The sequence below is a fragment of the Streptomyces sp. NPDC004327 genome (assembly GCF_042873935.1).
In the GTDB taxonomy this organism is placed as follows: domain Bacteria; phylum Actinomycetota; class Actinomycetes; order Streptomycetales; family Streptomycetaceae; genus Streptomyces.
Window position 1 is genome coordinate 51,692 of the sequence record NZ_JBIAME010000004.1, and the last position, 13,872, is coordinate 65,563.

Here is a 13,872-nt window from a genome sequence, read left to right on the forward strand (position 1 = left end):
GCAGGGCCTTCAAGGGAACCGGCCGGCCTCGTGCCCTGCGCCCTCGCGCGGCTGACCCGCGCTTCTCACTCCGGTCACTGTCAGACCGCGCGCCTATCGTGAACGCATGACCGAGGCCGTCCCTCCCGCCGTCCCCGACAGTGCCCTCGCCGACACCGTGCTCGCACGGCTCACCGAGGCCTACCCCGCCGCGGGCGACCCCTTCCGGGCGCAGGAGATGGTCGCGTACATGAAGGGCGTGGCGCCGTTCCTCGGCCTGCGCACGCCCGAGCGCCGTGCCCTGTCCCGTACGGTCCTGGACCGGCTGCCCGCACCCGACGAGGCCGACTGCACGGCGATCGCGCTGCGCTGCTTCGCATTGCCCGAGCGGGAGTACCACTACTTCGCCGTGGACTACCTGCGCCGGCACGTCGGGCGCTGTTCCTCCGCGTTCCTGCCGGTCGCGCGCACCCTCGTCACCACCGTCTCCTGGTGGGACACCGTCGACCACCTCGCCGCGCACGTCGTCGGCGGTCTGGTGCTCGCCGACCCCGCGCTGGTCTCCCGCATGGACGAGTGGATCGCCGACGACGACCTCTGGATCGCCCGCACCGCCCTGCTCCACCAGCTCCGCTACAAGACCGCCACCGACGCCGACCGGCTGTTCTCCTACTGCCTGCTGCGCTCCGCCCACCCCGACTTCTTCATCCGCAAGGCGATCGGCTGGAGCCTGCGCGAGTACGCCAAGACCGCGCCCGACGAGGTCCGCGCCTTCGTCGGCCACAACACCTCGCGCCTCTCCCCGCTCTCGGTCCGCGAGGCCCTCAAGAACCTCTGAAACACCCTGGCGCCCCCGCCCCCTGGCACCCGTGGCGCCCCTGGCACCCCTGGCGTTCGCCTCTGGGGTTCGCCTCTGACGGTCCCTCACCGACCGCGGGGAAATTCGGTCGACGGGGGCGGGGCGAGCCGGGATCATCGTGGGCATGTCCCGGTACGCCTTCCCCGCAGCGCCGTCCGCAGTCGCGGACGCGCCGAAGGCTGCCGTTCTGGACGTGCCCGCCGTTCTCGCCCTGATCGCGACGCCCGGCGGCGACCGAAGCTGACCCTCCCCGGATCGTCCGGCGGACCCCACAGGGGGAGGGTCGGTCCGGCCCAGGGGTCCCCGCACACGCTTCGAGTCGCGAAACGAGCGATCAGCCATGTCCTCCACGTCCCACACGCCCAAGCAGGCGTACGCACGCACCAAGCCGCACCTCAACATCGGCACCATGGGCCACGTCGACCACGGCAAGACCACCCTCACCGCCGCCATCACCAAGGTCCTCAGCGAGCGCGGCACCGGCGGCCCGACCACGTACGTGCCGTTCGACCGGATCGACCGGGCGCCCGAGGAGGCCCGCCGCGGCATCACCATCAACGCCGCGCACGTCGAGTACGAGACGGACACCCGGCACTACGCGCACGTCGACATGCCGGGCCACGCCGACTACGTCAAGAACATGATCACCGGCGCCGCCCAGCTCGACGGGGCGATCCTCGTCGTCTCGGCGCTCGACGGGATCATGCCGCAGACCGCCGAGCACGTCCTGCTCGCCCGTCAGGTCGGCGTCGACCACATCGTGGTGGCGCTCAACAAGGCGGACGGCGCCGACGACGAGCTCGCCGACCTGGTCGAGCTGGAGGTACGGGAGCTGCTCACCGCGCACGGGTACGGCGGCGACGGCGTGCCGGTCGTCCGGGTGTCCGGGCTGCGCGCCCTGGAAGGTGACCCGCGCTGGACGGCGGCCGTGGAGGCGCTGCTCGACGCGGTCGACACGTACGTGCCCGTGCCGGTGCGCTATGTGGAGGCGCCGTTCCTGCTGCCGGTGGAGAGCGTGCTCACCATCACGGGCCGCGGGACCGTCGTCACCGGAGCCATCGAGCGCGGCAGCGTCCGCGTCGGCGACCGGGTCGCCGTCCTCGGCACCGACCCGGACACCGAGACCGTCGTCACCGGCGTCGAGACCTTCGGACGCCCGATGGAGTCGGCGCAGGCCGGCGACAACGTGGCGCTGCTGCTCCGCGGGGTGCCACGCGGCGCGGTCCGCCGCGGCCACGTGGTGGCCCGGCCGGGCAGCGTCGAGCCGCGCCGCCGCTTCACGGCCCGGGTGCACGTGCTCTCCGCCGCCGAGGGCGGCCGCCGCACGCCCGTCTCGACGGGCTACCGGCCGCAGTTCCACCTCCGCACGGCCGACGTCGTCGGCGCCGTCGACCTCGGCGACCAGGGCGTGGCCCGGCCCGGCGAGACGGTCACCATGACCGTCGAACTCGGCCGCGAGCTCCCGCTGGAGCCCGGCCTCGGCTTCGCGATCCGCGAGGGCGGCCGGACGGTCGGCGCGGGCACGGTGACCGAGGTGCTGTGAGCCGGGGCCGCGGCCGGGGCCAGGGCCTTGGCCCGGGCGCGAGCCAGGACCGCGCCGGCCAGGCCGGGCTCGGGTTGGCCCTGGCCTTGGCCCTTGCCCTGGCCTGGGGCAGGGCCTCGGTCCGGGCCTCGGCTCGGGCCTTTGCCCGATCCTGACTTCGGTTCGGGCTCCGGCTCCGGTCCGGGCCTGGGTCCGGGTCTCGGCTCCGGTCCGGCCCTGCCCAGCATGGCCTCGGCTCGGGCCCCGGCCCGGCGCCCGGCCCGGCCTCGGCCCCGCCCCCGCCCCCGCCCCCGGCTCCGGCCCGGCCACGCCCTGACCTGGCCCCGGCCTGGCCCTGGCTCCGGTCGGTTCAGAGCTCAACCGGCCTTGCCCGGCCCCGCCTTGGGCCCGGTACGGCCCCGTTGCCGTGCGGACCGCGTCCTCGGTAAACGCGGCGGTCCGGCCGGAGGGTCGCATTCCGCCCCCCGAGGGGATCGGGCCCTCGGTCGTCCGCCAGACTCGGATCATGACCGAGACAGCGAGGCGTACGGCACTGGTACTGGGCGCGGGCGGTTTGACCGGCGCGGGGTGGGAGATCGGGGTCCTTTACGGGCTCGCCGAGGCGGGTACGGATCTGACGACCGCCGATCTGATCGTCGGGAGCTCCGCGGGCGCGGTTGTCGGCGCCCAGGTGGCCTCCGGGAAGTTCCCGCTCGACGCGCTGTACGAGAGCCAGCTCGGCGACCCGGTCGGTGAGCTGGCCGCGCGGCTCGGGCCGGGGCAGATCGTGAAGTACGCGCTGGCCCTGCTGCGTTCCCGTACGCCCGAGGAGTACGGGCGGCGGCTCGGGCGGATCGCCGGTGCCGCCACCACCGTCACCCCGGCCGTCCGCCGCCAGGTGATCGCCGGGCGGCTCGGCCCCGCCACCGAGTGGCCCGGACGGCGGCTCGTCATCACCGCCGTCGACGCCGACAGCGGCGAACTCGCCACCTTCGACGGCGCCGACGCGCAGGTCTCCCTCGTCGACGCCGTGACCGCCAGCTGCGCCATCCCCGGCGTCTGGCCGGTCACCGAACTCGCCGGACACCGCTACATCGACGGCGGCCTCCACTCCACCGCCAACGCCCACCTGGCCGCCGGCTACGAGCGGGTCGTGGTCGTCGCGCCCAGCGGCACCGGCAGCAAGGTCGTCGTCTCCCCGGCCGCGCAGGGCGCCGCGCTCGCCGCCGCCGGTGCGCGGGTCGAGGTCATCACGCCCGACGCCGAGTCCAAGCGGGCCTTCGGCCGCAACCCGCTGGACCCCACCCGCCGCGCCCCCGCGGCCCGCGCCGGCCGGGCCCAGGCGGCGGCCCATGCGCGGGCCGTCGCGGCTCTGTGGGGACAATGAGGGAGTGAACGAGCACCACGAGCACCACGAGCCGGACGAGCACCAGGAGCCGGACGAGCACGACGAGCACCACGAGCCGGGCGAGCACGACGAGGCCCTCGATGCGGACGAGCGGATTCCCGTCGTCCGTGACGTCGACTGGGGCACGGCCCGGCTCATGCCCGACGTGGACGCGGAGCGGGGCTGGCTGCTCACGGTCGACGGCGCACCCCAGTCGTACGTCGACCTCGACGACCCGGCCCACCTGGAGTTCGAGTACGTGCAGCGGCTCGCCCACGTCGTCGACCGGATCGCCGAGGAGGGCGCCCCGCTCGACGTCCTGCACCTGGGCGGCGGGGCGCTCACCCTGCCCCGCTACGTCGCCGCCACCCGGCCCGGCTCCCGGCAGCACGTCGCCGAGGCCGACCGGGGGCTGCTCGCGCTCGTCGCCGAACACCTGCCGCTGCCGCCCGGTGCCGGCATCGAGGTGCACGGGGCGGACGCCCGTGAATGGCTGGAGGTCGTGCCGGGCGCCTCCGCCGACCTCCTGATCGGTGACGTGTTCGGCGGATCGCGCGTGCCGGCCCACCTCACCTCCGTCGAGTACGCCCGCGAGGCCCGCCGGGTGCTGCGCCCCGGCGGCACCTACGCGGCCAACCTCGCCGACGGCGCTCCCTTCGCCTTCCTCCGCTCGCAGCTCGCCACCTTCGCCGGCGTCTTCCCGCACCTCGCGCTCATCGCCGAGCCGGCGGTGCTGCGCGGCCGCCGTTTCGGCAACGCGGTCCTCGTCGCCTCCGACGAGGAGATCGACACGGCCGGACTCGCCCGCCGCACGGCGGCCGACCCCTTCCCGGCGCGGGTGGAGTGGGGCGAGGCGCTCGCCCGCTTCACGGGCGACGCGCGGCCGGTGCACGACGCGGAGGCGGTGCCGTCGCCGGTGCCGCCGGAGGGCGCGTTCGGGATCGGCTGACGCGGCGCGCTGCCGCCCGGCACGCGTCAGCTCAGGTCCGCCGCCTCGCTCCCTACGACGCCGTCGACCCTGTTCACGCCTTTGACCCCGTCGACAGCGTCGCGGCCGCCGTCCGAGGCCGCCACCGGCTTCGTACGCCGCGTCAGGTTCCGTACGTCCGGCACCAGCAGCACCAGGGCCGTGGCCAGCACGATGACCGCCGCCGAACCCCACAGCGCGGTGCTGCGGCCGAGCAGGCTCTCCGCCGGCCCTGCGAGGGCCGTGGAGAGCGGCAGCATGGCGGTCGAGCCGAACCAGTCGTAGGCGGAGACGCGGGAGAGCTTCTCCTCGGGGATCTCCTGGTGCAGCGCGGTCATCCAGGAGACGCCGAACCCCTCGATCGCCACGCCGCTGACGAACATCACGACGGACAGTCCCACCACGCCGAGCGGCACGGCGAGCGCCGCCGAGGGCAGCGCGATCGGGAAGACGCACAGGGTGCCCACGAGGAGCATCCGGCGCGGTTTCCAGCGGGCCATCAGGATCGCGCCGCACAGCGTGCCCACGCCGTACGCGGCGAGGGCGAGGCCCCAGGGCCGGGCGCCGCCGAGCTGGTCGCGGGCGACCAGCGGGCCGTACACCGACTCGGCGGCCCCGACCAGCGCGACCACGACGGAGAACTGGGCGACGATCGACCAGAGCCAGGGGCGGCTGACGAACTCGTCCCAGCCCTCGCGCAGATCGGCGAGCAGCCCGCCGCCGGGCGCGCGCCCGGGGATGTGCGCCACGTCGAGGAAGGCGCGGAGGGCGCCGGCCACGGCGAAGGCGGCCGCGTCGATCGCGAGCACCCAGCCGGGGCCGAAGGCCGCGATCAGCGCGCCGCCGAGCGCGGCACCGCCGATGGCGGCACCGTTCATCGCCATCCGGAAGAGCGCGAAGGCGCGGCTGACCTGTTCGCCGTCGACGCTGGACATCAGCATGCCCTCGGCGGCCGGGTTGAAGAACGCCTGCCCGGTCCCGCACAGCGCGGTCAGCAGCATCATCTGCCACAGCCGGGCCTCGCCGGTGAGCACGAGGACCGCGAACACGGCCTGAGAGACGCAGTTGAGGGCGTTGGCGGCGACCATCACGCGGTGCCGCGGCACCCGGTCGGCGACCGCGCCGCCGATGAGCAGGAAGAGCACCAGCGGCAGGGTGCGGGCCATCGCCACCAGGCCCACGTCGCCGCCGTCGCCGCCGGACTGGATGACGGCGAACGCCGCCGCGATCAGGGCACCGTGGGTGCCCAGGTTGGTGACGATCGCGGCGGCGGTCAGGAGCAGGTAGTTCCGTCCGGCCCAGCCCGGGATCCGCTCGCGGATCACGACTCCGGGGACGGCGGTTCGGGCGCCAGGCGCACGGTGGAGACGATCTTCTTGACGGTCTCGTCCGGGATCTCCTCCTTGACGCCCTTGGCGGCGTACAGCACGAAGGAGGAGAAGTCGCCCTTGGCGTTCTTGAAGGAGAAGGCGATGGACTTGCCGTCCGACTCGCACTTGTTGCGCTTCTTGATGTTCGGGGCGACGGCCGTGGCCATGCTGCCCTGGAGACCGGACGCGGTGGTGTACGGCACGGCCTTGGTGATCTTGATGGTGCCCTTGGGCATGTGCTGGGCGTAGCCGGCCCAGACCCAGTTGCCGGCCTCGTTGTAGGCCGCCTCTGCGGTGTCCTTGGCGCCTTGTCCGCCCTTGGTGCCGGCGCTGCTCAGGCCCCAGGTCTCCGGGGAGCCGTCCTTGTTGGTGTCGTAGCTGCACCAGTTGCTCTTGAGGTGCGCGGGCGCGGACATCGTGACGACGGGCGAGCCGTCGCCCTTCTTCTCGTCCTCGAAGAAGGTGACGACGCCGGGCTTGGACAGCTCCCACTCCGGTGGCACGTCGAACAGCGTCCCGTACTTGGGGTTGTAGACGACCTTCCAGCCGGGGATCGTCGGCTGGTGGGACGCGTCGGCGCGCGGGTTGTCGATCGACGGGGAGGCCGAGGTGCTGGGCGGCGTGCTCGGCGACTGGCTCGTCTTGGGGTCGTCGGCCTGGTTCTTCTTGTCGTCGTCCTTGCCGAGGACGAGCCAGCCGGCGACACCGGCCGCGGCGAGCACGGCCACGGCGGCGACGATCGCCACCACGGTGGTCTGCTTCTTCTTGCCGCCGTCACCGCCGCCCGGCTGCGCCGGACCCGGCATCGCGTACTGCGGCACGGTCGGCTGCTGGTACGGGTTCGGCTGCCCGTATCCGCCCTGCTGCCCGTAACCGGCCTGCTGGGTGGGCTGCTGGTACGGGTTGGGCTGGCCGTAACCGCCCGGCTGGGTCGGCTGCTGGTACGGCCCGGGCTGCGCGCCCGGCTGCTGGTTGGGGTAGCCGTAGCCGGGCTGCGGTGCCGGCTGGGCGTACGGGTTCTGACTCTGGTCCTGCGGGTTCTGCTCGCCCCCGGGCGGCTGCTGTCCTGGCCACATGGGCCGTAACGATAGAGGTGCGAGCGGTGACAGGCTACGGCCGCCCCCGTCCGGGGATGGCCAAGACTGCTACTCGTGGGTAACATCACGGCTCATGAGCGCAGACCAGATGTCCGTCGGTGAGATGCTCGCCGCCACGGTGCCCATGGCCAGGACCCTCAACCTCGAGTTCCTGGAGACCACCCCCGAGCGCGCCGTGGTGCGCCTGCCGGACCAGGCCGACTACCACAACCACGTGGGCGGCCCGCACGCCGGCGCCATGTTCACCCTCGCCGAGTCCGCCAGCGGCGCCATCGTCCTGGCCGCCTTCGGCGACCAGCTCGGCCGGGCCGTGCCGCTCGCCGTCAAGGCCGAGATCGGCTACAAGAAGCTCGCCATGGGCGTCGTCACCGCCACCGCGACCCTGGGCCGTCCGGCGGCCGAGGTCGTCGCCGAACTCGACGCGGGCCAGCGCCCCGAGTTCCCGGTGCGCATCGACATCACCCGCGAGGACGGCGCCGTCACCGGCGAGATGACCGTCGTGTGGACCCTGCGCCCGAACAACTGACCAGGGCCCGGTGCCGGGTTCCCTGAGCGGAGCCCGGCACGGCGGCGCCGAATCGGACGAACCGTCACGCATAGTGCGATCAATGCATGATCGTCGGAATCGTGCCGGTCCGAAGGAGCGTCGCCGTGCCCCACGCCCCCACCCCGGAGCAGCAGGAACAGCGCGAACAGCCGGAGCCGTCACGGCACATGACCGAGCGGCACGCACCAGCCGCGGCTTCCGCACGGGCTCGTGCCGCGGCTCCCGCGACGGCCCCCGCTTCCGCCTTCGCGCCTCGCCCGACCTCCCGGCGCCGGCTGCTCCTCGCCCTCGTCGGCGCGACGGCCCTCACCGCCGCCCCCGCCCTGCCCGGCGGTGTCCGGGCCACGGCGCGCGGCCGCGGCGGCTCCTCCGGCGCCGCACCCGGCTCCGAGCGGGTCGAGCGGCTCCTCGCCCGGCTCACCCTCGACGAGAAGGCCGCGCTGCTGCACGGCGCCGCCGACCCCCACAACCTCGGCCAGGCCGGCTACGTGCCCGGCGTGCCCCGGCTCGGCATCCCGGCCCTCCGGCTCGCCGACGGTCCGGCCGGCGTCCGCGTCCACGCGCCCGCCACCGCGCTTCCCGCGCCCGTCATGCTCGCCGCCGCGTTCGACCCGGCCCTCGCCCGCTCCTACGGGCAGGTCCTCGGCAGCGAGGGCCGCGCCCTCGGCCAGGACGTGGTGCTCTCGCCGATGGTCAACCTCATCCGCACTCCGTACGCAGGCCGGAACTTCGAGACCTTCGCCGAGGATCCGCTGCTCTCCGCCGACCTCGTGGCCGCCGAGATCGGCGGCATCCAGGCCGAGGGCGTCGTCGCCACCGTCAAGCACCTCGCCCTCAACAACCAGGAACGCGACCGGATGACCGTCGACGTCCGGGCCGGCGAGCAGACCCTCCACGAGACCGAACTGCGCGCCTTCGAAGCGGCCGTCGCCGCCGGGGCGGGTGCCGTCATGGCCGCGTACAACAAGGTCGACGGTGTCCACGCCACCGAGAGCCGCACGCTGCTCGGCGACATCCTGCGCGACCGGTGGGGCTTCGACGGCTGGGTGATGAGCGACTGGGGAGCCGTCCACTCCACCGCCGCCGCGCTCACCTCCGGCTGCGACATGGAGATGCCCGGCGGCCGCTACTTCGGCGCCGCCCTCATCCGCGCCGTGCGCGACGGCCGCGTCGCACAGTCCGCCGTCGACACCGCCGTACGCCGGATCCTCACCGTGCGCGAACGGTTCGCCCTGCTCGGAGAGGAGGCGCCGGGGCGCGGGACGACGGGACAGGAGACGCCGGGGCGCGGGACGACGGGACAGGAGACACCGGGACACGGGACGACGGGAGAGCGGACGCCCGGGAACGGGGCCATGGGGGAGGGGGTGCCGGGCAGGACGGGGGGCGCGGGCCGGCCCGCGCGGGACTCCGCCGCCGGGGCGCGGACCGCGCTGCGCGTCGCGCTCGCCGGTGCCACCCTGCTGCGCAACGAGGGCCACGCGCTGCCGCTCACCGGCCCGGCCGCCCGCTCCCTCGCCGTCATCGGCCCCACCGGCGCCGTGCCGTTCGTCAGCGGCGGCGGCAGCGCCCATGTCGTCCCCGACGCCGCCACCAGCCCCCTCGACGCCCTGCGCGACCGCGCCGGTGACGGCGCCACCGTGACGTTCGCCCTCGGCGAGGACCCCTACGGCAAGCCCTTCCCGCGGACCGGCGGCGACCTCGCGCCCGCGCACTCCCGCGACGGCCTCGACGCACTCGACGCCGTGAACGTGGCCGCCGGCGAGAGCTGGCACTACGAGGGCACCCTCACCACCACCGCCGACGACGACTGGAGCTTCTTCGTCCACTACAGCGGCAGACGCCCCACCGTGCTGCTCGACGGCGCCGAGCTCTTCCCCGTCCGGCCGGGCATCGCCGAGTACTTCACCGCCGGCATCGGCGGCCGCGCCGCCGACGGCCTGGAGCTGCGCCGCGCCGACCGCCGCCTCGCCGCCGGCACCCACGTCCTCACCGTCACCGCGGTCGGCGGCACCGACGGGCAGCTCGTCCGGCTGCGCGCCGCCGACACCACGACCCGGGCCACCGACGTCGCCGAGGCCGTCACGGCCGCGCGCGCCGCACGGAGCGCCGTGCTCTTCGCGTACGAGGACGCCACCGAGGGCCGCGACCGCGCCTCCCTCGCGCTGCCCGGCCGCCAGGAGGCCCTGATCAGGGCCGTGACCGCCGCCAACCCTCGCACCACCGTCGTTCTCAACACCTCGTCCGCCGTCACCATGCCCTGGCTCGACGCCACCGCCGCCGTGCTCCAGATGTACTACCCGGGCCAGGAGGGCGGGCCCGCCACCGCCGCCGTGCTCTTCGGCGACGCCGACCCCGGCGGCCGGCTCACCCAGACCTTCCCGCGCTCCGCCGACGCCCATCCCACCGCCGGCGATCCCGGCCGCTACCCCGGGCAGGGCGGGATCGAGCGGTACGACGAGGGCATCCACATCGGCCACCGCTGGTACGACGCCCAGGACGTCACCCCGCTCTTCCCGTTCGGCCACGGCCTGTCGTACACCACCTTCGGGTACGGCGAACCGAGTGCCGAGCCGGTCGGCGACGCGCTGCACGTCAGCTTCACCGTCGTCAACACCGGAGCGCGCACCGGCATCGAGGTGGCACAGGTCTACCTCGGCCCCTCGCCCGACCTCGCCGCCCTCGGCATCGACCAGCCGGTACGCCTCCTCGCCGGCTACCGGCGGCTCCAGCTCGCCCCCCGTGAGCGCCGCCGGGTCACCGTCCCGGTCGCCGCGCGGACGCTGTCCTCCTGGGACGCCGCCCGGCACCGCTGGGTGCTCGGCACCGGGCCGCGCCAGGTGTGGGTCGGGGCGTCCTCCCGCGACCTGCGGCTGACGGCCCGGGCCGAGGTCCGTCCGGTGCAGGGCCGGGCGGCCGGGACCGGGACGGGCGTTTAGAGCCCGCTTACCGCAGCCAAGGTAGGCTGCCCCGGACTCGATTCGTCCTTTGATTCGTCACTCCACTCGTCGCCGACACGGGAGAGGAACCCGCGTGCACGTCCAGGAATGGCTGGAGACGATCCCCGCGATCGCCGTCTACGCACTGGTCGGGGTGGTGATCGGGATCGAGAGCCTCGGCGTCCCGCTGCCCGGCGAGATCGTTCTCGTGAGTTCGGCCCTGCTCGCCTCCCAGCACGGCCACATCAACCCGTACGTGCTCGGCGCCTGCGCCACCGTCGGCGCGATCGTCGGCGACTCCATCGGCTACGCGATCGGCCGCAAGGGCGGCCGGCCGCTGCTCACCAAGCTCGGGAAGAGGTTCCCCAAGCACTTCAGCGAGGCCAACATCGGCCTGGCCGAACGTTCCTTCGAGAAGTGGGGCATGTGGGCGGTCTTCTTCGGCCGCTTCGTCGCCCTGCTGCGGATCTTCGCCGGCCCGCTCGCGGGCGTGCTGCGCATGCCGTACTGGAAGTTCCTCATCGCCAACGTCCTCGGCGGCGTCCTGTGGGCCGGCGGCACCACCGCCGTCATCTACACGGTGGGCATCGTCGCCGAGGCGTGGCTCAAGCGCTTCTCGTGGCTGGGCCTCGTGCTCGCGGTCCTCATCGGCCTCGTGTCGATGCTGATCCTGAAGAACCGGGCCAAGAAGGCCGCGGCCGCCCACTCGGCGGAGTCCGCCGAGCGGGCCGCCGCCACGGAGCCGGCCGCCGCCGAATAGGCCGTCTCCGTGTGCCGGTCCGCGACGGGCGTCAGTCGGCGAAGGTCTCGGCGTGGGCCTTCGCGAGGTGCAGGTACATCTCGGCGTTGAGCCGGATCCCGGCCCGCTCCTCCTCCGTCAGCGGCCGGCGCACCTTCGCCGGCACTCCCGCCACCAGGGAGCCCGGCGGCACCTCCATGCCCTGCGGTACGAGCGCCTGCGCGGCGATCAGCGAACCGGCGCCGATCCTGGCCCCGTTGAGAACGGTCGCGCCCATGCCGACGAGGACGTCGTCCTCGATCGTGCAGCCGTGCACCGTCGCGTTGTGGCCGATGGTCACCCGCGCGCCGATCGACACCGGGAAGCCCGGGTCGACGTGGACGGTGCAGTTGTCCTGAACGTTGGCGTCCTCGCCGAGCTCGATCGGCCCGCAGTCCGCGCGCAGCACGGCGTGGTACCAGACGCTGGCACGCGCCCCGAGCGTCACCTCGCCGAGGACCACCGAGGTCGGCGCCGTGAAGGCGGTGGGATCGATCCGGGGCTCCTTGCCGCCCACGCCCTTGATCAACGCACCTGAGATCTCTGACATCGTTCGCTCCTGCATCACTGGTACGGCCGTCGCGCCTTCGCCTGCACCCTATGGCCTGTCCGGCGGGTCATGGCCGGGGCCGCGACGCCTGGCCGTCCGACCCTGGTCCGCCGGACAGGCCCTGGTCCGCACCCATGACGGACATCACAGCGCACCGGTCTGATCAGCGGCGACGCCGCCGACTACGGTGTCCGGATGCCCCGGAACAGAAACACGTTCTCATCGCTGACCGCCTGGCGGCGCCGTGTCGTCGCGCGCACCCTGCAGGGCGGCTGGCGCTGGATCCAGCAGGCGGGCGCGGTCACGGCCGAGCAGCCGGGGCGGCTGCGGTTCCGCCGGATCGGCGAGGGCACCCGGCTCGCGTTCCCACAGGGCACGGTCTTCGGTGAGGAGTGGATCGAGATCGGCGCCTGCTGCATCATCGCCGAACAGGTCACGCTGACCGCGGGCATGCTGCCCGACCTCGACCTGGGCACGGACACGGTGCTCACCCTCGGCGACGGCGTCGTCCTCGGCCGGGGCAGCCACGTCATCGCCGACGCGCCGATCACCATCGGCTCCGACACGTACTGCGGCCCGTACGTCTACATCACCTCGACCAACCACAGCTACGACGACCCCGACGTGCCCATCGGCCGCCAGTGGCCCCGCTCCGAACCGGTCGTCATCGGCCCCGGCTGCTGGCTCGGCACCGGTGCCGTGATCCTGCCCGGCGCCCGGCTCGGCCGGAACGTGGTGGTGGCCGCCGGAGCGGTCGTACGGGGCGAGGTGCCCGACCACGCGGTGGTGGCGGGCGCGCCCGCGAAGGTGGTCCGGTCCTACGACCCGGAGCAGGGCTGGCAGCCCCCGCTGCGCACCCCGGCGCCGCGCCCCGTCCCGGCCGGCATCACGCCGGAGCAGCTGGCGGCGCTCGCCGGGCTCGACGACGACCAGCTGGCCGAACTGGCCGAGCTGGAACGCTGAGCGTGGCCGCGTGAGGGTGTGACCGCGCGTCAGCCCGAGGCCAGCAGGACCGTGCCGACCAGGGCCAGGCCCGCGCCCGCGGCCTGGACCGCGCGGAGCCGTTCCTTGAGCACGCCGCGGGCGGCCAGGGCCGTGACCACCGGGTAGAGGCTGGCGAGCACCGCGGCGACGGTGACCGGGCCGCGCTGGGCGGCCAGCGAGTAGGTGCCGTTCGCGGCGACGTCCGCGAGACCGACGAAGGCGAGCGCCGGGAGCGCCAGGGCGATGGCCTTGAGGCCGCCGCCGCCCTCCGGCAGGGCGCGGCCGCCGCGCCTGACGGAGAGCCACAGGGCTCCGCCGCCGACGACGACGTTGGTCACGCGCTGCACGAAGAGCGCGAGGAAGAGACCGGTCAGGGTGGTGGACGCCTCGGAGATCAGGGCCATCACCGCGCCGAAGCCGAAGGCGGCGACCAGGGTGAGGAGCACGGCCTGGCGCTGCACGGGCGCGCCGCGCAGCTCCGGGCCGCCGGCCAGGACGACGCCGATGACCGCGACCGCGATGCCGGCGAACTGGAGCAGTCCCGGCCGGTCGCCGAGGAGCAGGCCGACGCCGACGGGGACGACCACGCCGAGCGAGCCGAGCGGGGAGACCACGCCCATCGGGCCCAGGGCGAGGGCCTTGTAGAAGGCGAGCATCGCGGCGGGGCCGACCGCGCCGGCGGCGACCGCGTACCAGAGCCGGGGCCCGGCCTCGTCGAGCGCGCCGGTGGCGAGGACGACCGAGCCGAGGACGACGACCGCGACGGTCTGCGAGACCACCACGACGGTCAGCGCGGGGAAGCGGCGGGTGAGGAGACCGCCGCCGAAGTCGGCGAGGCCCCAGAGCAGACTGGTGGCCAGGGCGAAGACCGCCGTCAGTGCCGTCATCAGGGG

Annotated in this window: 12 protein-coding genes; 8 read left to right on the plus strand and 4 right to left on the minus strand. The window is 74.3% G+C overall.

Annotation, left to right across the window (positions count from 1 at the left end):
- The first annotated feature begins 106 nt into the window (after positions 1-106).
- The 4 genes from ACFYU9_RS14520 (at position 107) to ACFYU9_RS14535 (ending at position 4,696) form a co-directional block, all read left to right on the plus strand.
- Positions 107-817, plus strand: coding sequence for a DNA alkylation repair protein (locus ACFYU9_RS14520; protein WP_389217161.1), 711 nt, complete (start codon positions 107-109; stop codon positions 815-817).
- A gap of 361 nt (positions 818-1,178) precedes the next feature.
- Positions 1,179-2,381, plus strand: coding sequence for an elongation factor Tu (gene tuf, locus ACFYU9_RS14525; protein WP_389217164.1), 1,203 nt, complete (start codon positions 1,179-1,181; stop codon positions 2,379-2,381).
- A 505-nt stretch (positions 2,382-2,886) separates the two neighbouring features.
- The gene (locus tag ACFYU9_RS14530) at positions 2,887-3,747 is read left to right on the plus strand and encodes a patatin-like phospholipase family protein (protein ID WP_389344826.1); all 861 of its coding nucleotides are present in this window, start codon (positions 2,887-2,889) and stop codon (positions 3,745-3,747) included.
- A gap of 157 nt (positions 3,748-3,904) precedes the next feature.
- Positions 3,905-4,696 carry a spermidine synthase gene (locus ACFYU9_RS14535; RefSeq protein WP_389345302.1) on the plus strand — a complete coding sequence of 264 codons (792 nt, stop codon included), beginning with the start codon at positions 3,905-3,907 and terminating at the stop codon, positions 4,694-4,696.
- Between the two features lie 26 nt (positions 4,697-4,722).
- Here the strand turns inward: ACFYU9_RS14535 and ACFYU9_RS14540 are convergent, their stop codons facing one another.
- Complete coding sequence (locus ACFYU9_RS14540; RefSeq protein ID WP_389217170.1) at positions 4,723-6,039, minus strand: MFS transporter; 1,317 nt, start codon at positions 6,037-6,039, stop codon at positions 4,723-4,725.
- Complete coding sequence (locus tag ACFYU9_RS14545; RefSeq protein ID WP_389217173.1) at positions 6,036-7,160, minus strand: hypothetical protein; 1,125 nt, start codon at positions 7,158-7,160, stop codon at positions 6,036-6,038. The genes ACFYU9_RS14540 and ACFYU9_RS14545 overlap by 4 nt, the downstream gene beginning before the upstream one ends.
- 109 nt (positions 7,161-7,269) lie before the next feature.
- Here ACFYU9_RS14545 and ACFYU9_RS14550 point away from each other — a divergent pair, with 109 nt between their 5' ends.
- The 3 genes from ACFYU9_RS14550 (at position 7,270) to ACFYU9_RS14560 (ending at position 11,427) form a co-directional block, all read left to right on the plus strand.
- A complete protein-coding gene (locus ACFYU9_RS14550; RefSeq protein WP_389345303.1) occupies positions 7,270-7,707 on the plus strand; it encodes a DUF4442 domain-containing protein in 438 nt (145 codons plus the stop codon).
- A 125-nt stretch (positions 7,708-7,832) separates the two neighbouring features.
- The gene (locus ACFYU9_RS14555) at positions 7,833-10,667 is read left to right on the plus strand and encodes a glycoside hydrolase family 3 C-terminal domain-containing protein (protein ID WP_389344828.1); all 2,835 of its coding nucleotides are present in this window, start codon (positions 7,833-7,835) and stop codon (positions 10,665-10,667) included.
- 94 nt (positions 10,668-10,761) lie between these two features.
- Positions 10,762-11,427, plus strand: a complete 666-nt coding sequence (locus tag ACFYU9_RS14560; protein ID WP_389344830.1) for a DedA family protein — start codon at positions 10,762-10,764, stop codon at positions 11,425-11,427.
- A gap of 31 nt (positions 11,428-11,458) precedes the next feature.
- Here the strand turns inward: ACFYU9_RS14560 and ACFYU9_RS14565 are convergent, their stop codons facing one another.
- Positions 11,459-11,995: a gamma carbonic anhydrase family protein gene (locus tag ACFYU9_RS14565; protein WP_389217182.1), complete on the minus strand. Its 537-nt coding sequence runs from the start codon at positions 11,993-11,995 to the stop codon at positions 11,459-11,461.
- 195 nt (positions 11,996-12,190) lie between these two features.
- Here ACFYU9_RS14565 and ACFYU9_RS14570 point away from each other — a divergent pair, with 195 nt between their 5' ends.
- On the plus strand, positions 12,191-12,958 hold the full coding sequence (locus tag ACFYU9_RS14570; RefSeq protein WP_389217185.1) for an acyltransferase: 768 nt from the start codon (positions 12,191-12,193) through the stop codon (positions 12,956-12,958).
- Positions 12,959-12,987: 29 nt separating this feature from the next.
- Here ACFYU9_RS14570 and ACFYU9_RS14575 read toward each other — a convergent pair whose 3' ends face one another.
- Entirely contained in the window at positions 12,988-13,857 is an 870-nt protein-coding gene (locus ACFYU9_RS14575; RefSeq protein WP_389345304.1) for an EamA family transporter, read from the minus strand.
- Positions 13,858-13,872 lie beyond the last annotated feature (15 nt).

Coding starts and splice junctions, on each gene's coding strand:
- ACFYU9_RS14565 (WP_389217182.1), bottom strand. CDS start 11,995: ATGTCAGAGATCTCAGGTGCGTTGATCAAGGGCGTGGGCGGCAAGGAG.
- ACFYU9_RS14545 (WP_389217173.1), bottom strand. CDS start 7,160: ATGTGGCCAGGACAGCAGCCGCCCGGGGGCGAGCAGAACCCGCAGGAC.
- tuf (WP_389217164.1), top strand. CDS start 1,179: ATGTCCTCCACGTCCCACACGCCCAAGCAGGCGTACGCACGCACCAAG.
- ACFYU9_RS14535 (WP_389345302.1), top strand. CDS start 3,905: ATGCCCGACGTGGACGCGGAGCGGGGCTGGCTGCTCACGGTCGACGGC.
- ACFYU9_RS14520 (WP_389217161.1), top strand. CDS start 107: ATGACCGAGGCCGTCCCTCCCGCCGTCCCCGACAGTGCCCTCGCCGAC.
- ACFYU9_RS14570 (WP_389217185.1), top strand. CDS start 12,191: ATGCCCCGGAACAGAAACACGTTCTCATCGCTGACCGCCTGGCGGCGC.
- ACFYU9_RS14530 (WP_389344826.1), top strand. CDS start 2,887: ATGACCGAGACAGCGAGGCGTACGGCACTGGTACTGGGCGCGGGCGGT.
- ACFYU9_RS14550 (WP_389345303.1), top strand. CDS start 7,270: ATGTCCGTCGGTGAGATGCTCGCCGCCACGGTGCCCATGGCCAGGACC.